This is a genomic window from Psychrobacter sp. ANT_H56B, assembly GCF_008369245.1.
Lineage (GTDB): Bacteria > Pseudomonadota > Gammaproteobacteria > Pseudomonadales > Moraxellaceae > Psychrobacter > Psychrobacter cryohalolentis.
In genome coordinates this window covers 53,670-76,279 of the sequence record NZ_VOBF01000001.1, presented here as the reverse complement: position 1 = coordinate 76,279, position 22,610 = coordinate 53,670, and the positions used below count along the sequence as shown (strand labels likewise).

Here is a 22,610-nt window from a genome sequence, read left to right as displayed (position 1 = left end):
TATTTTTATCCAGTTAGTCGCTATCATGGTTGTTTTTTATTTAATTCGCTATTTATGGCCCACTAATCTGGCAGGCCAAACAACGCATCTAGGGCCTTAATGAACTCAATTGGAATGTCCCACGTGACTAATCCATAGCGGTCATTGGGCATTGAGTGTCTATTATCCTCTTTAGCATCTTGCGATAGATCAGCAGCTATTTGAGAATTTGAATCATACACGCCCCGTAAAAAGACATACTCGACAGCGCCAAGATACTTATCTTCATTACCTGCATAATCACTAATTCTCATTGCAAGGAAACGATGTAGCGCGACTTGATAAATCGCTGCCTGTAACCAATATCCTGCCTTTGACATTGCTTGCTTGAGTGTGCTTTCGTCATAATCACTTAGGCTATTTCCTAAAAAATTACTTTTGTAATCGACAACGTAATACTTGCCAGCATGCTCATACACCAAATCGATTTCACCCCGCAGATAACGATACAAATGCGCTTTGTTTTGTGGAATAAGATTGACGTGTTTGTCCGCTTCATTCGGGAGATACTGCTGAAATAGGCTATTAATATCTTGCGCCTTAAAACGCTCTGACAACCCCATATTAAACTCTAATTCAGCAAACCGTTGACTTGCATCAATAGAGCATAACGGTTGATTGGACGCTAATAACGGTGCCTGTAGCACCTCTTCAATCCAGTTAAGTAATGCCTCATGCTTTGTAGCATTTATTGAATCTAAGTCAGGTATACGACTATCTTCTTTATTCTTTGCTTGTAATAGTCGACTTTGCTGTTCAGCACTACTATAAACCAAAGGCAGCTGATAACTACTAACGGCTCTATCAATCACCTGAGGCCACTGGGCTTTATTAGTAAAATCAATTTGTTCAAATATCTCATGCAAAAACGTACCGGCATTGGCACCTTTTACAAAGGTAAAGCGAATATCATCTTCTAACTTGAGGTTTAGTTCACCGTCTTGTTCGAGAGACTCTTTGCTATTCAGTGAAGAGAGGTCTGCAACAGAAGACTCTGTCATATCGATGTCTATCGCATCATCAATACGTTCATCCACTATCGCCATTGCTTGTGTAGATTCATCGAGCTGACGTGCCAAAGCGGTAAAACTGGTCTTGGCCCAACCATAAAAATAATTGGTTTTCATCACCTCTGCAAAAGGCGTGTACTCAATAGCCTCTGTTGTAGGCTTATGAGCATTTGACTTGGTAGCAGCCATCTGAACATTGTCATTTACGCCTGTTGAGTTAGCATCATTGCTTGCGTAGTTATTGTCATAAAACTCATTAACCTTATGCCCTCTGAGCATGCCTATGGTACCTTTAAGCCTATCAGGTAGTTCAAACTTTGCTTCTGGCGATTCAAACCAATAAAACACTGGCTTTAGCTCAAACCCTGTCTTGTTACTCGGATCTCGCAGCACCACATACAGCTGCTCACTGGCCCGAGTAAACGCCACATAACCAAGCCGTCTTATCTCATCAAAACCTTCTTGTGTTTCGATATCAGTATAGTAATCCTCGACCGTGGCAGAGCCTTGCAGTGGTGAGAAGCGGCGCTGATTTCCCGTCGATTGACTATCTAGCGACTGCTGCACTAACGCTGAGGGCGCTTGTTGCGCGTTATATAGATACAGCCCATAGTCTTCTTTATTACCAGACTTCCTACTGGCATCACCCATTCCCAATACATAGACAATAGGGAACTCAAGCCCCTTTGACTTATGAATGGTCATTAGCTGCACACCAGACTCTGTCGGTAGCGGATATTGCTTAGCCCAATCACTATTAGGTGCTGTATCTATCTGCTGCCTGAACCATGCTAGTAGCTCATACTCACCCATACCAAGGCCATACTGCGCCAAGATATCCATTACATGACGCAAGTCCATGATATGACGGTCACCTTCTGGATGAGCAGCTAGGGCCTGCCAAACACCTTGCGGCTGCACAGGGCTTTTGTCTAATAAATAATGTAGCGCCGATAATATGCCAAAGTGCTGCCAACGCTGTGCCCCTTCTTTTAGATAGGTAATAAAGTCTTGATAGCTTTTTTTAGTATCAGTAGCTTCATTAGTTGAGAAGTCTTTCGAATTAGAATTATTTGAATGGGCGCTTGGCGTACGGCTACCCTCGGTAATGCCTGACTCATGATCCGTCATCATGGCTTTGATGTTTTTGATACTCAGCCCATATAGGTGGCTGGTCAATACTCGATTAATCATGTCATGACGATATGGGTATAACATGGCACTCAGCAATGCTGCCACATCTTCTGCCATAATCGTCTCAAAGATGCTGACGTCACTGGTGGTCAAGGTCGGCACATTAAGTTTCACCAGCTCATCTTCGACCCTTTTCAGATCTTTTTTGGCACGTGCCAGCACCCCAATATCACTGGGCTGAATCGGCTTACCTTTAAGTGTCTGACCACTATTAAGCAAAGTGGCTATATGGCGAGCTGTTATCTCATGTTCATCGTAATCAAACTCTTTGTCCTTGTCATAAGGCAGGTGCAATAAGCTCACTGGCTGAGCAGAAAGCACCTCTGTTACCAGCTCATCATCCAGCCTATCTGACGCATTAAACCAAGACAGCTCATATTCCGGTTTTGCCGCTTTGATATGTTGGTAGTGAATACCAGTACCCAACTGCGACAGCTTATTCTCAGCAGTTGTTGCATCAGCCATACCAAACCAGCAGTTCAATGCGTTAATCACACCGGCATTCGAACGGCGATTGATATCAAGTGTCCAAAGGGCACTTTTATCAAACTGGGATTTCATGTAGTTATAGTTAGCCACATCGCCACCACGAAACCCATAAATAGCCTGTTTGGGATCACCAACCAATAGCAGAAATTCATGATTGGCTTTCTTAGTAGTTGACTGCTTGTTACTGTCCGACTGTTTACGCTTATTCTTTGGCAAATATATGCTTTCAATCATAATGGCTTGCTCGCCATTGATATCTTGCGACTCGTCAATCAATGCCACAGGATAGTGATGACGAATATAACGCGCCAGCTTGTCTCCTTGGCGACCAGTTAATGCTTGGTTTAAGCGTACCATCTGCAAACTAAAGGTCGTCTCGCCGCGCTCTTCTAAGATAACGGGTAGTCTGTCACGTACCGCAAGCACGATATGGCGATTAAGGTTGGCTAAGATAGCCGTGATATACTCATCTAGCTTTTTACTTTCTTCGATATACCGTTTAAAGTCACGAACGACCTGCAACTCGTTAAATATTAAATTAACTCTTTCACCATCTTTTGGCTTATAGAACTGCTTGCCTATATCATCAGTTTTCTGAAAAGCCTCAATCAACTTCCCTGTATAAGTTTTGGAGTCTGATATAGACTTATAAGCAGTTGGGCCAGAATCTTCTAATGTTTGGATGATTTTTGGCCAAGAGTCTCTGTTGTTTAATAATTGACCTTTCGGAACTTCATAATACTCGCCGTCAGGCTTAAAAAAAACATCAAGCTCATCGCTGCACTCAATGATAGTATTTATAAGCCGCTCATAGCCCTCAAAAGAAAAACTCTTTACTACAACGTCATCAATCGGCGCTGAAATAAAGTTAAGCGAACGAGTCACATATTTTTTATGATCGCTAACTGCAGTCAGCTTGCCTTGCTGATCCATTAGCGCATATAGTTTAGGCTCCTCGTGATACAGTCTGCTTTGGAACTGCCTCAGCTCATCATGAATAATACTGTCAGTAACCTGCTCAATACTGCTGTCTTCAATAATAGCCATACCTTGCTGATGACCGGTCTCGCTACTGTATTCAATCAACCACTTTTGCGCCAAACTGTCGAGTGTACCTACAAACAGCTTATCCAACGTGGTTAGTACTAGCGCAGTACGTCGAATGGCCTCCGCCATTGGATAGCTGTGGACATGATCAAGTAAAAACCCAGTCAAATGCAGATTAATGGGATCGTCCATAACGGCGTCTAAGCGTGCATATTTAGCCTGATTAACTAGCCAGTTTTCACGATCTTTTTTTACTTGTTTACGTTTCTCAGCCTCCGCTTGCTTATCAGCAGCAATGTCCTGATTGAACTCATCCGTCCCTGTCCCAGCATTTGAATCAACGCTTGAACCTTTACCTGCTTGTTTATCCTTATTACTTTCAGGTGTTACCTGTAGTACATCAGGATACAAAGCATCCTTGTTACTGGTGTCAGCACTTAAACTATTGACCCACTGCAATAATTGATAAAAATCCACCAAACGATCATGAATACGCTGACGCATCTCAGCGGCAGCGGCTCGAGTAAAGGTAGTGGCAATGATCTGCTCTGGCGCACGGCGCGCTTCAATGAGCAGTCGTAGCATAATGCCTGTGAGTGTCCAAGTCTTGCCTGTACCAGCTGAGGCTTCAATAAGATGCCGACCCATCAATGCAACATCTACCGCCGGTATCACATCCACCTTCTGCTCATTTATAACTCCACTCATAGCGTCATTCTCAGGCGTATCGAATCGGTTACGTGACTCATCTAGGTACTCATTGGATAAGTAAGGCTGTATAGATATATCAGCTATATCGCTTATATCGGTAAAATTAGTCATAGGAGCCTATACTTTTTATTATTATCAATTAAACCAAAGGGCAAAAACCAACCATTCGGAATAGCTAGCCATCTAGACTATCTAGTGCAGCAAACATTGGCTCATATAGCGGCTTCGCTAAGGTAGTTAACGCTGCTGATAGCGCTTTAAACGCATCTTGGTCACGCAGTACGTACTGCCAAATGGCGTGCTGCGAGCAAGTATCATATATCGTATCTGTGTGATAGCTAGGTCTTAACCAGTCGGAGAAGTCTGCTCGTTTTGGCCAATAGCTACCGTTCTCACTCTCTTCAGATTTTAGGCACTTATCAAGATAACTGAGTGCATATTCTGGCAAGAGTGTAATAGGTACTTGACCTGATAGCTTGGCAAAAATTGCCCATTTTATCAGCTCGGCCGCCGCATCTTCATACACAATCGGGCTTAGTTTAAATGCCATTACTTTGTCATATTTTTTGACTTGCGAATTAGGCTTATTAAAGCGCCAAATGCTCACACCATCATCTAATACCGTTTGTTCGGTAGTGGTGCGTCTGGCAACTTGCCAATACAAATGCGACAACCAAAATTTGAGTAAATGCCTAGGACTGGCAGAATTGGGCAATATGTTTAACCATTGCTTGGGTGATTGCTGAGCATAAGGTACACCCGCCTGAATAATTGATATGGGTGCTAATATAGGTACTGAGCCTTTGATCTTAATGATTTTCGGCAACAGCTTAAGCAGTGTTTCTATACCCTCTATATTTGTCTGATTACTTGACTCGTTGTCAGTGCTACTCAGTATGTTTTTTAGCTCTATCTGAACAGGATGCTCGGCGGTCGGGGTTAGTAGTTGTAATGCTGTCGTACTACTTCCTCCACCCTCATTGAGAATACTGCTTTCGTCAAAGCCATTAGCAATTAATTGTTCTTTAAATTCCAAGCATTGTTGTTGCAGTTTCTTTTGTTGATTGGGTAATGTAGTTTGGCGAGCGACACCAGCTGGCATGATTTTTTGATACATCAAGATTTGACTGTCTTGTTTAGCCTTCCCATCACTATTCTTATTGGTGGCATTATTGGTCAATTCATTTATCAAATGATCTTTGATTTGATAGGTAGTCAGACTGTCCAAGAATAGCGGCTCTTGTTGCGACAGTGCTTCTTCACCTTGCACTACATGCACTTTTTGAGTACGCAAAAAAGCCTTGGCAGGATGACGCACTTGATAGACCAATACTCCCTCAACGTCTATCTCTCCAATGTTAAATATAGTATCAAATAGGGTCTTGATGAGTGCCTCATTCATATCACTACTATCACTGGCATCAGCAGTATTATCTAGCGCTAGCATCTCAATTAATGCAGAGAATGTTTGATTATCTACTTGACCTAGCTGACCCAAGCCTTGACCAAACACCTTAGCGACTGTTTCATACTGCACTTTTGTAGGTAGGCCGACCAGTTGCATAGGCTCGCTAGATACTCGCCCTTTCAATGTATCAAACACAGCTCGCCAAAGCGGCGCAGGCGGAAACTGTTTTTTCTGAGCCAGTTTGGTTTTGCGCATAGCAGTATTTAATAAAGCATCCAGCTCATCAATCATATCGACAGGGCTGGAATCCTGAGCATTAACATTAACGTTGGCATTAGCATTGCCATCAATATCAGGAGACACTTGCTCAAAAACATCAGTGCCTTCGATTGCCGTTTCAAACAGACTTTCATGAAAAGGTAGTGCAGGATGCTCAGTCACTAGCCACTGCTTAATCAATTTAGGTAAATAGCGCTTGAGACTCTCGGTGGTGGGATCAATATTCTCAGGCAATGTCTCCAGCGAGTTCACCTGCCATTGCACCTCACCTTGTAGGAACTGCAATAGCTCGCTCACTGGATTGGCAGGCAGATGCTCATGAGTATCCGTCAAGCTTTGACCGTTGTAGAACATCCAGCATGCACTGCGCGCACACAGTAGCGCATCTAAAAATGCGCCATTGTCATCATCTTCACTAACTCTGTCACCGCGGCGTGCATTGGTCGCTTTCATCAAATCATAGCGGTTGTCACGATCACGCCCAGGAAACTCAGAGAGATCCATATTGAGCATCACCACCAGCTCAAAAGGCACGTTTCTTAGTGCACCAAATCGACCAAAGGTAATCACCCCCGTCGGCTCCGCACTGACCTGCTGACTTTCAAGCTCGTTTTCGATACTGTCTAGCATAAAGCTCAGCTTGAGCGGCAACTGCTCCACACCTGCCAGCCTCTGCTCTACTTCTCTGTTGTCGATATCACCACTAGCGTACTGCCTATAGTGCCGATTGGCTCGCAGACTTGATTTAAAGCCATTCATTGCGTTGTAAATGGCACGCATAGTACGCGTTTGGTCCACATCGCCAAAGTAGCGATGGATAACTTGTGTCTCAATCTGGTCGAGCCAATCTTCCGCTTTCATTTTTTGTGTATGGTCATCACGACGTGCGACCAAGCCAGTATAAATGCGGCAAAGCGCTTCAACAATCAACGCATCATTTAGGCTCACTTGTGGTAGCGGTAAGGTCATTTCTGGCAACGCAGTGCTTGGCCATTCATCCTCATCTAAAGGATACAAGCAGTCACTTAACTCGGCCTCTGGCATCACCAGACCTAAGGTCAATCTATCTAGTGCTTGTGCAAAGCTAAAGCGATAGTCATAGTCATTACTATCCAAAGTTTGCTTAAGATGTAGCTCGTCAAAACCACGGATAAAGCCCGCCTCTACCAACAAATCACAGCCACGGCTCATCTGCTCATGAGTCAGCCCAAAGCTTTCAAATAAAGGAGGCAACATCAACCAGTCTAAGACTTCAGCCGCTTCAAAACGGGCGCTATGACTGCCCAATAGCTTGTAAAAACCGATAATCGCTTCCCATAACTGGCGAATGTCGGCATCAACAACACCAGTCACTTTAGCAGGCAAGGTCAAACCGTCTTGACCTTTACCATTTACAAAGATAGAGCCGATCAGTGCATGATGACGCTCAACATCGGGCAGCAGTACCACAATGTCGGAAATATGGCGTTTTTTCTCACCAAGTCTGATAGGTTCGTTCAACCAACGGCCAATCATAATACGCAATACTTCAAGCTGACGTTGCAAACTATGACACGAATGAATGCTTAGGCTATTATCTTGCGAAGAGATTGCCCAAAAGCGGTCTTTCTCAAAGCGCTTATTCTCTAACGCTTCATCTTCATACCAAGCCGCTCCTTGCTTCTCTTCATTAAAGCTTGACTCTATTTGCTTACTCACAGCTTGCGAGACTGTAGCAGCCGTTGCTTGCTGAGTAGACTGTTCATCAAGCATCAACACATCGTTTTGCAAACGTCTTAATAAACTCAGACCATTTTGCGTATCTTGAGTACTGACAGCGTCATCAGCATAAATGCTTTCATCCGTACCATGACCAAGCTCATGATTCAAACCACTGTCAAAATTATCTTGCCACTCTACAAGCGCATCGTCGTACTGCTCATTACCCGATAAGTTGGCAAGCATCGCAAACGCATCGCGCGATTGCTTACCGAGACGTGATAGCAAACTATGACCATAATCACGCAAGAACACACTCTCAGGGTTGATAATCTGCTGACGCTGTAACCAAGATTTATCGACGATATCCGCCCAAAACAGCTTTGATGGATTGTAATGCAATAGCGTGATATTCATGTATTGCGACAGGCGCTGTAGAAAGTCTAACTCGGTCTGTGGCAGTTGCTGGATGGTAAAAATACGCAGTATGGCTGGCAACTGGTCACGCTCATTCGCCTTGTTATTTTTTAAGGCCGACCAGAACGCACGCTCCAGTGCCACACGGTGTAGATGAACATCAGCAAATAAATGCGCCCACAAGAATCGTTGGGCGACTTCCAACTCAACATAATGCTCCACCAACCATTCAGGCGTGCCGCGCGCATATTTATCAAAGCGCAGTGACAGTGCATCTTTATCTGCTATCAACTCATCTACATTCAGCGGCTCGTTGTGCGACCATAGCGCCAACCAATCCTCACGGTGGGTCAAGTAGCGGTTAAACACCCTCGCCAGATCATTTGACAGCTGCCAAATACGCGCATCTTGCTGCGACTTATCTTGTCGTACATTGTCTTGCTCAACCCCTTCTTGTGGCTCATCAATCAAAGATGCCAGTAATGGATGAACCGGATGCTTCTCATCTTTAACAATCGCCTCTTGGTAGTAAGTCAAATACCCAAACAATCGCCATTGCATTATCGTTGGTGACAACACCGCCACTTCTGGCACATTCAGAGTTTGCGCTTCAGGATTTTGCGCTAGTAAAAAAGCGTTATGGCGGGTTAACACATCTTGCATGAGCGTCCATTGATACTGACCCCAGAACTTAGTACGCACCAAGGTACTAATACCAGCGCGACTGGCAATGGTCTTATCCAACCAATCACCCAATACCATTGAGGGTACAATGACAATAAAAGACTCAAAAACAGGCTGATCCTTGGACTGATATTGCACAAGAAGCTGATCAACAAGATTTTCGGTACGATGGGATTGTATAATGGTAAACATAGAGGATAGTCTGATTGAAGTAGCAGGAGAATAAAGGGATTGATAAAGAATACATGCTGGAGATAGCACGCAAACATTCATAGTAAAATTTTGAGTGTAATAACAACGCTGTAGGCGGCGATACTTGTCAATCCATGTTTAGGAGTCGTCAATGGATGACATTTCTGCTAGCATGACGCTGTTAAATCAAACTGCATTGGTAAACACTCATGTATATCCGCTTACAGACTCTTTTGTAAGGCAAATAGTAATCTGGCTATTAGTTTGCCATTGTTCGCCAACGTTTACTAGCATATAAACCACCGATAAAAACACACTGCGACAATAGATGTCGCTGCGTTTTACCTCAATTCTTAGTGATGAGACAATTTAATACTATGCCCTTGCGTCCCATTGATGCCATTTTCATTCACCCTAAACGACGTTTATATGTCGTATACTACCGCGGTGAGCTTTGGCAATTGCCACGCATGAAAATAGATCATCAATCTTGGCAAAATAGACAGCCATATAAGGATGACAGTCGTGGACTCTATCTGAGTATTCATCAAGCCATAAGCGACCCTATTTTGGCACAAAAATTACGAACCCTAAATCTACCTATGGCAGTACGTGGAAGCACCTTATCACGCTTCGAGGCATGGTGGGAAACTCACGGCTTTGAATGGCTTAAAGACAAACTAAGTGCAGGACAATCACCATTGGCGGCGCATCAAACCTCCACAAAAATGATTGACAATCAACCCTCTTCCCCTTCAAACTACCTCTCTGCTCTGGCAAGTAGCAATAATACCACTACTCATAAAAACCCAGAACAACAAGCCATAGCTATTACACAAGAGATAACTGATGTTTTTTCGGATATGCTGGCGGATTTAGCAGATGAAGTGCTGCATCAACCGCTCTAAACCACATTTAAACCAACAATAAGAAGATCGGTACCATATGAAAGACTACAAGCTGCTACTGGCTGGGCTCATTTTACTGCTGCTGATTATTTTTATCGCCATCTTTACTTGGTTATGGACCAGCAATCGTAAAAACATGGATCCATTGCCTATTATGTCAAATGAGAGTGGATCAACTGCTTCAGCGGAAGAAGATGGAGAGACGGTTGCCAAGAGCACTTTGCACATACAAGCAGAAGAAAAAATACAAGCGCCTTTAGACGCTGTGATTTCAAGTTTTCAATCTCGTTATCCCAATGTAGAAATCATGACAAGTTATGTCGCCTCTGTTGCACTTTTGACGCTATCGGATAATAAAGTAGCCGATAATGAGCCGTCTTTATTTATTGTTGATACCGATATCATTATTGCTGATGGCAATTTATCGGCAGCGCGCTTAGCACCATTACAAGAAAAATTAAAAATAGCACAAGATGAACAAAACCAGAGCAAGGCAAAAAATGGCATGGTAGAAGATACTATCGATGCAGATAGTAATACTGATGAAATCGCTGCTAAAGGTGAAGCTGATAATACAAACACTCGAAGTCTTGTATCGTTTAGTTATGCCTTAAAAGACAAGAAAAAAGTAGACGGTGTCATCTTAACTCAAAATCCTATTGCACTTAACTTTCGAAACTTTTTACTCTCAAGTACAGGGCAAGATATATTAAGTAGACACGATTATGAAAATATCGATGGCTATCAAAATGATATGGCAAACCTGTTTAAGTCAAATACGCAAGGCAAAAAAGCAACAGGCGAGTTGACAGTAGATGTCGCTGACGCTATCAGTATTGCTAAATAAATACAAAACCCTCTACTTACTCGGTATTAATTGATTTTATAAGTGCTTTTTTCTACAATAGCACTCTATTATGCGCCTATAGCTCAACAGGATAGAGCAGTTGCCTCCTAAGCGATCGATCCAAGTTCGAGTCTTGGTGGGCGCACCAACAAACATAGCGATATAACACGATAAACCCTTGTAAGCCACGCGCTGCAAGGGTTTTTTATTGTTTAATATACGGTAGTCACCGATTAATAACGGTATCTACCACTTGTACACGGTGAAAATAACGGTATCATAAACGGTATTAACCTATACCGAAAAACACTCAATATCCAAAAAAGTTACACGCTATGGTGATGGCAAAAATCTATATCTTATATAACGTCTGAATGGATATTTATTTTAGCAAATGGCTTTTCGATAGGTCTTTTCTAAAATCTTGGTTTCGATATTGGTGTAATAGCATTGGCTGGGCATTGAGGCTCACACAAGCTGCAATCTATGCAATTATCAGGATCTATCGCTAAAAAGTTAGGACCTTCAAAAAATGCATCCACGGGACATACTGCAACACAGTCCGTGTATATGCATTTAATGCAGTTATCATCAACGATGAACGCCATAAAAATTATCATTTATAATTCAAGATGGCGGATCATTTTCAAACTACAATACAAATCCGTAAATTTACCCTGCGTAAGTAAAATATTTATTCGCTTATTTGTATCAGTACCAGTAAAATGCGAGACTGTTTTCTACACGAGTTTATGAGTAACCAATGATACGTTTAACTGAAATTAAATTGCCATTAAATCATGCACCTGAAGATTTAACGACTGCTATAACGACAAAACTTAAAATTTCTGCTGAGCAAATGGCATCATTTGTGATGTTTAAACGTGGTTATGATGCTCGTAATAAAAGAAATATCCAATTAATTTATACACTAGACATCACACTGACCGACTCGGATTTAACACATGATTTATTGGTTCAATTTGAGTCAGACAACCATGTTAAAGCAACACCAGACACCAGTTATAAATATGTAGGTGAAGCGCCAAAAGATTTAACTGAGCGTCCTGTTGTTGTTGGTTTTGGACCTTGTGGTTTGTTAGCAGCACTTACCCTTGCTCAAATGGGTTTTAAACCTATTATCATTGAACGTGGTAATGAAGTCAGACAACGTACCAAAGACACCTTTGGCTTTTGGCGTCAGCGTAAATTAAACACTGAATCAAACGTACAATTCGGTGAAGGCGGAGCCGGTACCTTTTCTGACGGTAAACTATATAGCCAAGTGAAAGATCCCAATCATTACGGCCGTAAAGTCATGACAGAATTTGTAAAAGCTGGCGCACCAGAGGAGATTTTATTTGTCAGTAAACCGCACATAGGTACTTATAAGTTAGTCACTATGGTAGAAAAAATGCGTGCCGAGATTATAGCGCTTGGTGGGGAAGTCCGTTTTGCTACTCGCGTAGACGACTTGCACATCACTGACTCAAAAGTAACTGGCGTGACACTTAATACTGGTGAAACCTTAAAAACTAGCCATGTCATTCTTGCTGTTGGTCACAGTGCCCGCGATACCTTCCAAATGATCCATGATAAAGGCGTGTATGTTGAAGCAAAACCTTTTTCAATTGGCTTTAGGATTGAACATAAACAGTCAACCATAGACCAAGCACGCTTTGGTGATAATGCTGGAAACGAAATACTTGGCGCTGCGGATTACAAACTGGTTCATCATTGTAAAAATGGTCGTTCTGTTTATAGCTTCTGCATGTGTCCAGGTGGGACCGTTGTTGCCGCAGCATCAGAAGAAGGCCGTGTTGTCACTAACGGCATGAGCCAATATTCAAGGAACGAGCGTAACGCCAACAGTGCTATTGTTGTCGGCATCGACCCAGAGCGAGATTACCCAAACCACCCTCTTGCTGGTATCGAATTACAAAGACAACTAGAAACTTTAGCGTTTGAATTAGGCGGCAAAGACTACAATGCACCAGCGCAAACCATTGGCGACTTCTTAAAAGGTAAACCAAATTCAGAATTAGGTGATGTTAACCCGTCTTACACACCGGGCATTACCTTAACCGACTTAAGCAAAGCACTACCCGATTTTGCCGTAGATGCCATACGTGAAGCCATTCCAGCGTTTAATAAAAAAATCCAAGGATTTTCATCTGACGACGGTTTACTAACGGGTGTAGAAACCAGAACATCATCACCAATCAGCATTAAACGCAATAAAGAATTCCAAAGTATTAATACCAAAGGCTTATTCCCTGCAGGCGAAGGCGCTGGCTATGCAGGTGGGATATTATCAGCAGGAATTGATGGTATTAAAGTGGCCGAAGCTGTGGCAAAATCGATGTTGAACATAGAGTAAGAGCGGCTTTAAGCAATTATTAAAGCAGATTAAGTTTCAGTCAAACACTATACTAATTCTGATAAACAATATTGCTGTTCGTTTATCAGAATTTTTAATGATCAATTTGTGTATGTGAAATAAGCAAGAACTATAGTTAACTACAATCTAAACGATTTGCATGCTCATACATATAATCGTCAGGATACTATTCGACATCGATTTGTGAAGCTTCATTAGGTATTTTGGTCGGTGCTTGGTGTCTGGTTGTTTTAGGCTCTAAGTCCTGCTGCCAGCTGTAAATGTATGGTGCTCAGCTGATAAAAGATAGCGGCGCAGGCATGCTATAAATACACACACATTGGTGAACCTGCCACAGGGTCTGTAATCACTTTGGCTTGCACGTCAAATATGTCAGCAAGCATCCCCTCCGTCACCACCTCACAAGGAGTGCCCATCATTTGAAGTTCGCCCGACTTTAGCACCACCAATAAATCACAATATCTTGCTGCTTGGTTAAGGTCATGGAGCACAACTATAATGCTTTTGCCGTTGTCTTTTAATTCCCGAATGAGCCGCATCAGCTCTATTTGGTAAGAGATATCTAGATAGGTAGTTGGTTCATCTAGCATGATAATATCCGTATCCTGTGCTAAAACCATCGCGAGCCAAGCGCGCTGCTGTTGACCGCCAGATAAGGCTTCAAGTGGTGTCTCAGCTAGAGATTGAATAGACATCTCATACATGACGCTATCTACTATCTGGTTGTCTGCCGCGCTCAGCTTACCCCAATGTGAGACATAGGGCGTTCTACCATATTCAACCAACTGTCTGACAGTCAAGCCTTCGGGGTTGGTCTGTACTTGCGGCAATACGGATATCTGACGGGCAATCTGACGATTATTCAATTGCACCATATCTTGTTGTCTGAGTAGAATACTGCCCGATTGAGGTTGAATCAGCCGGCACAAGCCTTTTAATAGTGTCGATTTTCCGCAACCATTTGGACCAATGAGTCCAATGACTTTATTTTCTGGCAACTCAAGTGACAAGTTTTTGATAACTGTCTGTCCGCCATGATAGCCAAGCTGGAGTTCATTCACTGATAGCATCACCACCCCTTATAGCGCGATAGCAAAAAGATAAAATAAGGCGCACCGATCACTGAGGTTAAGACGCCAGCTGGTAGCTCAATTGGCGCAAACAGACTGCGTGCCAATACATCTGCGGTGACTAAAATGATAGCGCCTATTAGCGCTGACGCTGGTAATAAGATGCGGTGCTGATGCCCAAAGAGCAATCGTGCGATATGCGGCGCGAGTAAACCAATAAAACTGACTGTCCCTGCCACCGACACTGCCAAGCTCGCAATCACTACTGCGATAACTAATGTGGTAAATTCTAATGGTTTGACTGACACACCAAGATGATAGGCTGTCTCCTCACCAAGTCCTAGCACATCCAAGCGCCACGCTAAATACATACTAACTGCCATCAGTACGGCAAATATTATCGTTAGCATGGGAATATGTTGCCAGCTGCGACCCCATAAACTACCGGTCAACCAAATCATCGCGGTGTTAATTTCAACTGGATAAATGACCAATAGAAAATTAATCCCACTGGCTAAAAAGGCACTAATGGCGACGCCAATCAGTGCTAAGCGTGCGGGTGTTGGCTGAGATATCTGTGCCAACAGCATGATAAAACAAAAGGCCAATAAACCGCCAAGTAAAGCTGCGACAGATAGCCACCACGTTGGTGCCGCAGGAAGCATAACCAATAACAAAGTCGCGCAAAACCCTGCGCCAGCACTGATACCCATTAAGTCAGGAGATGCTAACGGGTTACGAATGACCCCTTGTACTAATGATCCTGATAGACCAAGACTTGCCCCCACTAAAATTGATAATAGCGTGCGCGGCAATCGGTGCTGCCACACAATAAAGTCTTTGTCGCCGCCAAATCCTTGCTTTAAATGCTGCCAGATTTGCGCTAGCGTTAATTCACTGGCACCAAAAAAGATGCTGCTCACACTAAGGATGAATAGCATCAGAATAATCAGTACCACCGCCCTACTTGCAGACTTATGACCAAATAGTGAGTTTGAGGGCGATGAAGAAGCTTTAGTTTGTATCGTCATTCGTTGCTTACTTTTGTTGCTGGATAGGATTTGGAATCGCTTTTAGTTATAGTTAAAATATCTCAAAAACGCTAAAGTACTGCTGGTATAAATTTTTTGCAGCCTCTGTCTGCGTAGGCACAGCAAGCAAGAAAAATTAATATCAGCAGTACTTGATGTATCGATATTACTTTTCCCTGACTATATCGATCAGCTATCGAGTCGTCTTCTACATGCTAGCGCGATAAAAACAGGTGTCCCAATAAGTGCCGTTAGCAAGCCCACTGGTGTCTCTGCCGGATAAGCAACTGCTCGTGACAAGACATCCGCCCACACCATCAATATACTGCCAAGCAGCATAGACAATGGCAAGATCTGCTCATAAGCCATATTCGATACCTGTTTTAACAGGCGCTTGGCAACATGGGGGATAATCAAACCGACAAAGGCAATAGGACCGGCGACCGCCACACTGATAGCCGTCAATATCGTAATCAATGCCCCACACGACCACTGTAATGCCCGCAGGTTCACCCCAAGGCTACTTGCCACATCATCGCCCAGCACCAAGACATTTAATTTAGGTGATAGCCACCAGCCATAACCCAAGGTCAGCAGCGATATAGCCGCTAGCATGGGAATGGACTCCCAGCGCGTATTGGCAATAGAGCCAGCTAGCCAATACAGTACCCCATAAGCTTGCTCATCCGTAGTAATCAGCGCCGCGCGTGTCATGCCGACCAGCAGCGCATTGATAGCAACGCCCGATAAGATTAGACGAACAGGATGCACCGGACGCCCAGAAAAATAACCCGCCAATCCTGCAACGAGGGCACAAGAGAGCACTGCCCCAACCATTGCTTGCAAAAAGGTAGAGGTTAAAAAGGTAAATCCTAAACCAATGGAGGATAAAGCAACCACGCACGCTGCCCCTGCATTGATACCCAATACCGCAGGAGATGCCAGTGAGTTACGGGTCATCACTTGCATTAGTAACCCCGCCACCGCCAAATTGGCACCGACTATAATCGCCACGAGCACGCGCGGTAGGCGAATCTCTATTAATAATTGTGCAGTTAGCGACGCTTGACCATTTTGCTGTGTCAATAAGGAAAATAAATCTGTCAACGACAAGGCAAATTTTGAATATGCCGTTAACCCTTGCCAGCAGCCAATCAGTAAAATGACTAATAACCCACACCATAATAACGCCCGTATTATCGGGCGCTTTGCAATATGGGGTTTTAAGGATATAGAAGATGAGCAGCTCAGTTGCGGTTCAACCATAAAAATCGCCTTGCTTTAAAAAGACAGTAGTGCAATGTCTCATTAATTTGACTCTTTTAAAGAAGGACTTGAACTTTTTTTGTCTTTTTGCTTAGCAATCTCAAGCAGCTCAGCTGTCATATATTCAGCAGATTGCATACTGCGATTGAGCGCCCAATAATTGGGATCGACTTCGATGACCTGATTGTTTTTAACCGCCGTTAGCTGATCAAATAATGGTGAGGACTTCCATTCATCATAAATGGTGTGATCGTTATAACGTCCAATTAATAGCCAATCAGGATTAGCCGCTAATAATTGCTCCAAACTGGTTGCGATATACGCCTCACCTGTTTGCTCAGGAATCGGACTTTTGATATTCAGATGATTGAGTAAACTACCGGCGTACGAGCTTGGACCATGCAGCCACATGCCTTTATCACTGATAATAGCAAACTGCACGCTGTGGTTAGCAAGTGGAGTTGTCGCCAATTGCGACTTTAAACTTGCCATCTTTTTTAGATGTGTATTGATGACTTGAGACATTTTTTGATCTTGATGTACGATATGACCGACCAATTGCGCCGTCTGTATATTCTCTACATAACTTTCACCGCGACTTTTAAGCACGACCGACGGTGCAATGCGATTAAGCTCATCGGCGATGACCGTATGACGCTCGTCATCGGCAATGATAAGGTCGGGTTTTAAATCAGCGATGGCTTCAAGACTTGGCTGATAACGTGAACCGACCGAGGTATAGCCAGATAGCTGCTGATTAAATTCAGGAATAATACTGTCAGGTTTATTATCATCGGCGATACCAACCGGATTAAGTCCTAGCGCTAAAGCATCCCCTAAAAATGAGTATTCCAAAACTACGATACGCTTTGGATCCCGCGGATAGTCGCTCAAATTGGGCAAACGCGCTTTAATTTCTTCATCGGTTAGTAGAAGAACGTTATTATCGTCGCTACTGCTACTATTGTCATTTGGCTGAGTAACTGCTGCTGCCAACGTGCCGTTATCAGCATTCAATGATGGCGTTGCCGTAACATTGTTTTTTTGATTCATAATAAAAACAATACCGCCAACCACAATCAATACGATGACCAGTAAGGGTAAAATAAGCGTGAGCTTTGGACGTTGATTCATAAATAACTTTTCTTAATATCATTAAATAGGTTGGGCGCTAAGGACATGAAATTTTGGCGTTAAGACGCACTCGTTAAAATTCGTAGTTATAGGTTAATAGCCACGTTCTAGGCGCGCCAAGACCAATTTGGTTTTTGCCCGAGGTGCCATTGGTAGCCCCAAGCGCATATTCTTTATCGAGAGCGTTATTTAGATTCAATTGCAGATTATGTTTGCCCATGCTGTAGGCAGTCATTAAATCTACGGTCGTATAGCCCGCTAGTTCGACTGCCTCTGCGTCTCCAGCGTAGCGGTCACTGATATAATTCACACCGCCACCAATTCGCCATTGATCAGCAGGTTGATAAGCGGTCCATAACGAGAACGTTTGGTTCGGTACGTCGTTTGGCGTCAGACCCGTTTTTTTATCTTCAGCATCAAGATAACTATAGCCTGCCGACACATCCCAATTATCACTGAGCTTACCTCGAGCTTCTAACTCTAGACCTTGATGACGGAACTCATCTTTATCCGTCACTTCGCGATTGTCATTGGTTTTTGGATCTTCTTTATCAATGCGATAGAGAGAAGCATTCAGCATAATATCGTCATTATTTAAATACGTTTTCACCCCAATCTCTTTTAGGTCGGTCTGGTAAAGTGCGCCCAACTTTGGATTAATAAACGTTCCTGAATAAGGCAGCTGCCATGAACGCGCTACAGTGGCATAAGCGGAGGTGGCGTCATTAAAATTATAGACGACGCCTGTTCGGTAGCTGAATTTGTCGTCGTTAAGCTCACTGTCCTTACCATTAGCGTTTTGACTCAGGCGCATATTGTCATAGCGGACGTTGCCGACAAGTGACCAGTCGCCAATATGATAGACATCTTGGGCAAAGACACCAACGCTTTGAGTACTATTTTTACGAAATGCGGGGAAACCTGGGTTAGGCGTTGGACCAGCGCTGGGGTTGGTTGCAGATGTGGGGGGTACATTTTTGTCAGTCGCAAGGGTCAAATCGATATCAATGTCATTATAATCGGCACCAAATAGCAGCTCATGACTGCCCTTATTCCAAGCAAGCTCAGACTGTAAGGTTTTGCTGGTGCGTGGATCATAACCAAAATTATTGACAGTACGTTCAACCTTATCATTGACCACATCCGCAGATGATTGACGGGTGCCTTTTTGCTCTAAAGTAATGTGGCTGTATGAAGCTCGATTGGTCCATTTAAGATCATCATTGATATCAAACTCATGATTGACATTGGCATGCCAAGTGTCTGAATCTTGGTAATCATTGGTGCCGCCATAAAAAGTATTAGGGGGTACATCAACAGGCTTGCCATCTTTGGACGGAACACCGCGATAAGGTACAAGGTGCTGGCGCATAAAATCGAGGGAGAAATCAAGCGTTTGCTGGTCAGTCGGCTGCCAACGTACCGTTGGTGCGATAAAGACATCATTTGAATCGACATGATCGACATAGGAGTCACTGCGGCGATATTCGGCATTGATACGGGCATTGACGGTATTTGATAATTTATGCGAGCTATCGACGCGCGCCACGGCTAAGCCATCGCTACCCACTTGCGCTTGCACCTTATCGAAGTTTTTACCTTCTGCTTTTTTGCTGACGAGGTTGATAATACCACCTGCACTACCACGCCCATACAGCGCGCCCGCTGGACCTTTTACCACCTCTACGCGCTCTACATTGGCGAGGCTACGATAGGACTGCAATTTGCCATCATCACGCATACCATCGCTATACACATCGTTTAAACCATTGAATCCACGCAGCACAAACTCGTCTCGGCTACCTTCGCCAAGTGTGTTATTCAAACCGGCGACGCCTTTCATAGCATCCATCACGCGCACCGCGCCTCTATCCTCTAGCTCCGTTTTAGTCACTACCGATACTGACTGCGGCACATCTAACCACTCGGTCTGCGTCTTGGTCCCTGACGTTGGGGCATAAGCAGCATAACCTTCATAGGTTTTAGCCATGACTACAATCGGCGCTAGCGTCGTTGATGGCAGTGTTGTTAATGGCTGTATAGCTATCTCTTGAGCAGCAACCTGTTGACTCACCACCATGGTTAGACCAGTCGTCATCATGGCGAGGAATAATTGAGCACGAACCGCAGTCACTAAGGGTTTAGGTTGATGGTGAGACATAATTAGATCCATAGATGTGTTAAGGAATGAGCGAGGTTGTCAGTGGCTTAGTATCAATAATTATTGAACAGTATTTACTAATGCTTAAGCATATAAATGATAATAATTTTGCAAATGATAACTATTACTGTTTATAATTGCAACGTTTTAGTAACACTATTCACCTTTGACTGACATAAACACCTGCTAAATAATTGGAATTGTTATGGTTATTATTTTTAAACGTTCTGCGCTTTGTCTTGCTATGTTTTGCATTTATCAACAAAGTAGCGCTGAGATGACGCCCATTAGTAAGAAAACGAGTGTTGAGGCTCGCTCAGACACTTCCATTACAACTAGCTCCATTAATAATAAAGCAGAAACAAAAGTACTTTCTTTTACTGCTGCGCCAATCATTGTCACTGCAGAGACGTTAGGTGATTCTAGTGCTAATCAGGTAAAAGCATTTGCCGGTAATCGTACGGTGATTGACAACGATTTTATTAAAAAAACCGTGAGTAACTCCATTGACGGGGCGCTACAGTTTATTCCAGGTGTCAAAATTGACGATGAAACAGGGACTGGTGTATTACCTAATATATCCATACGTGGTCTACATGCCAGCCGTAGTGGACAGGCGCAGTTTTTAATGGATGGCATTCCTTTAACCTTGGCACCTTATGGTCATACCGGTCAATCTATCTTTCCAGCAACCCTTGATAATCTTGAGCGCATCGATGTCGTACGTGGCGGGGCTGCGACTCAATATGGTCCAAATAATGTTGGCGGTGTGATAAACCTCATCACCAAACCTATTGCGAAAGAGACTCAAACTGAGATTGGTACCAATTTAACGGTCTTTGAGCAAAATGGTAAGCCATTGACCAGTTTATATGCTCGTCACAGCCGCTGGTTAAATGATGATTTCGGAGTACAGCTAGAAGCCAATGGTATTAAGGGTGACAGCTTTAGAGATCACTCAGACACTGAAGTTACCAACCTACAAGCCAAAGCCCTTTGGTATATTGATGATAATCAGGAACTAGGAGGGTTCTTGCAATACTATGATGCTGATACAGAAATGCCGGGTGCGCTCTCGCCGGGTGCCTATGAGCAAGATGTTGGACAGAGTCAACGCCCACTTGAAGCTTATCAAGGTAAATCAACGCGCTGGCATGCTAAGTACAAAAATTACTTGGATATCGGTGATGAAGCAGTATTAGACCTCACTACTTTTGGTCATCATGCCACACGTAATTTCGAGTGGGGATTTAACTCACAAGCGAACAAACAAGGTATACATTGGGCAGATCCTGCTATTGCAGCAGACAGCCTGCGTACCTCCCCTCGTGAGTTTAACGTCTATGGCGTAGAGCCGAAGTTTTCTATGAAGATTGGTGATAGCAAAAATATCAAACATCACCTCATCAGTGGCGTGCGCTACGTCAATGAAGACATCGATTATAAACTGACGCAAACCAAGCTTGCTGATGGTACGACGACCATGCCCCGTGATTGGCAGTTACAAACGGATGCATGGGCTGCTTATGTTAGCGATGAGATGAGCTTTATGGATGAGCGCCTAAAAGTTACCCCCGGTATTCGTTACGAGAATGCAAAAATGACGTTTAATGATGCTGGTAATAACACGCAAACAGACAATACCATCACAGAGTGGCTGCCTGGGCTGACAACGTCTTATGCATTAACCAAGTCTAGTGACAAGCTTTGGCTGATTTATGCCAATGCGCAGAAATCGCTAAGAACGCCGCAAATTGCCAATATTCGCGGTAACGGTGAAGAAGGCAGTGAGCTTGCATGGAATTATGAAATAGGTACACGCTATACCACCGATAGTCTGCAAGCTAATTTGGGACTGTATCGCATAGATTTTAAAGATCAGCTGCAATGGAACAGCGCAGAGCAAAGCTTTGATAATGTGGGTCGTACCCTGCATCAAGGTTTAGAAACTGCGATTACTTATACCCCAAAAACATTCAAAAACCTAGATGTAGGTCTTAGTTACAACTATCTTGATGCCACGCTAAAAGAAGGGGCAGATGAAGGCAATCAACTGCCGTACAGCTCGCCACATCAGTTGGGCTGGCACGCCAGTTATAAGCATCAAGATTACAACGCTACTTTATCTGGCGTTTACTATGACAAAGCTTATGCTGATAATGCCAACACGGTAGCAGAAAGCAAAGACGGCGGCATTGGTGAGACACCTGCTTATCAAGTATGGAACTTGAGTCTACAAAAAACATTGCAAGACACGAAAAACGAAAAGCTGTCTGTTCAATTTGGGATTAATAACTTATTTGATAAGCAGTATTATTTCCGCGGTATCGATACCAGTCCTGTTGGTCGCTATCCTGCGCCCGGACGTTCATACAAGTTAGGTCTTAACTATCAGTTTTAAGGGTTAATAAACTCTAATTCTTAAATACCTCGCAATGATAAAAGCAAATCTAAAATGGATTTGCTTTTATTTCAAAAAAAACATTGCAACCTCTTTGTCTCTCTTATCAAATTTCACTGCTTACCTTTGCACTCAAACCCCTCTCTTAAAAAATTTTAGTAGATTTCAGCCATTAATAGCACAATATTTTCATAACTTACTTGTAAATGATTATCATTATCAT

11 protein-coding genes, 1 tRNA gene and 1 pseudogene are annotated in these 22,610 nt (G+C 43.3%); 5 read left to right on the top strand and 8 right to left on the bottom strand.

Annotation, left to right across the window (positions count from 1 at the left end):
* Nucleotides 1-62: 62 nt before the first annotated feature.
* Nucleotides 63-4,601, bottom strand: coding sequence for a UvrD-helicase domain-containing protein (locus FQ082_RS00295; RefSeq protein WP_149491600.1), 4,539 nt, complete (start codon nt 4,599-4,601; stop codon nt 63-65).
* Nucleotides 4,602-4,665: 64 nt separating this feature from the next.
* Nucleotides 4,666-9,168, bottom strand: coding sequence for an exodeoxyribonuclease V subunit gamma (locus FQ082_RS00290; RefSeq protein ID WP_149491599.1), 4,503 nt, complete (start codon nt 9,166-9,168; stop codon nt 4,666-4,668).
* A 377-nt stretch (nt 9,169-9,545) separates the two neighbouring features.
* Between FQ082_RS00290 and FQ082_RS00285 the strand changes: the two genes are divergently transcribed.
* The 3 genes from FQ082_RS00285 (at nt 9,546) to FQ082_RS00275 (ending at nt 11,071) form a co-directional block, all read left to right on the top strand.
* Nucleotides 9,546-10,076 (top strand): hypothetical protein, encoded by a 531-nt coding sequence (locus tag FQ082_RS00285; RefSeq protein ID WP_149491598.1) that lies wholly within the window; start codon nt 9,546-9,548, stop codon nt 10,074-10,076.
* A gap of 37 nt (nt 10,077-10,113) precedes the next feature.
* The gene (locus FQ082_RS00280) at nt 10,114-10,923 is read left to right on the top strand and encodes a hypothetical protein (protein ID WP_149491597.1); all 810 of its coding nucleotides are present in this window, start codon (nt 10,114-10,116) and stop codon (nt 10,921-10,923) included.
* A 72-nt stretch (nt 10,924-10,995) separates the two neighbouring features.
* Nucleotides 10,996-11,071, top strand: a tRNA-Arg gene (locus tag FQ082_RS00275).
* A 295-nt stretch (nt 11,072-11,366) separates the two neighbouring features.
* Here FQ082_RS00275 and FQ082_RS00270 read toward each other — a convergent pair.
* Nucleotides 11,367-11,531, bottom strand: a pseudogene (locus FQ082_RS00270) (indolepyruvate ferredoxin oxidoreductase subunit alpha); the annotation flags it as partial.
* Between the two features lie 155 nt (nt 11,532-11,686).
* Between FQ082_RS00270 and FQ082_RS00265 the strand changes: the two are divergent.
* Nucleotides 11,687-13,303: an NAD(P)/FAD-dependent oxidoreductase gene (locus FQ082_RS00265; protein WP_149491595.1), complete on the top strand. Its 1,617-nt coding sequence runs from the start codon at nt 11,687-11,689 to the stop codon at nt 13,301-13,303.
* A 323-nt stretch (nt 13,304-13,626) separates the two neighbouring features.
* Here the strand turns inward: FQ082_RS00265 and fecE are convergent, their stop codons facing one another.
* The 5 genes from fecE to FQ082_RS00240 all read right to left on the bottom strand — a co-directional run bounded on the left by fecE (nt 13,627) and on the right by FQ082_RS00240 (nt 19,986).
* Nucleotides 13,627-14,394 carry a Fe(3+) dicitrate ABC transporter ATP-binding protein FecE gene (gene fecE / locus FQ082_RS00260; RefSeq protein ID WP_149491594.1) on the bottom strand — a complete coding sequence of 256 codons (768 nt, stop codon included), beginning with the start codon at nt 14,392-14,394 and terminating at the stop codon, nt 13,627-13,629.
* A complete protein-coding gene (locus FQ082_RS00255) occupies nt 14,394-15,425 on the bottom strand; it encodes a FecCD family ABC transporter permease (protein WP_262498104.1) in 1,032 nt (343 codons plus the stop codon). Before FQ082_RS00255 ends, fecE begins: the two co-directional genes overlap by 1 nt.
* 189 nt (nt 15,426-15,614) lie before the next feature.
* Nucleotides 15,615-16,691, bottom strand: coding sequence for a FecCD family ABC transporter permease (locus FQ082_RS00250; protein ID WP_149491593.1), 1,077 nt, complete (start codon nt 16,689-16,691; stop codon nt 15,615-15,617).
* A gap of 42 nt (nt 16,692-16,733) precedes the next feature.
* The gene (locus tag FQ082_RS00245) at nt 16,734-17,825 is read right to left on the bottom strand and encodes an ABC transporter substrate-binding protein (RefSeq protein WP_149491592.1); all 1,092 of its coding nucleotides are present in this window, start codon (nt 17,823-17,825) and stop codon (nt 16,734-16,736) included.
* Between the two features lie 73 nt (nt 17,826-17,898).
* Nucleotides 17,899-19,986: a TonB-dependent receptor gene (locus FQ082_RS00240; RefSeq protein WP_262498103.1), complete on the bottom strand. Its 2,088-nt coding sequence runs from the start codon at nt 19,984-19,986 to the stop codon at nt 17,899-17,901.
* 205 nt (nt 19,987-20,191) lie between these two features.
* Between FQ082_RS00240 and FQ082_RS00235 the strand changes: the two genes are divergently transcribed.
* Nucleotides 20,192-22,387 carry a TonB-dependent receptor family protein gene (locus FQ082_RS00235; protein ID WP_149491590.1) on the top strand — a complete coding sequence of 732 codons (2,196 nt, stop codon included), beginning with the start codon at nt 20,192-20,194 and terminating at the stop codon, nt 22,385-22,387.
* Nucleotides 22,388-22,610 lie beyond the last annotated feature (223 nt).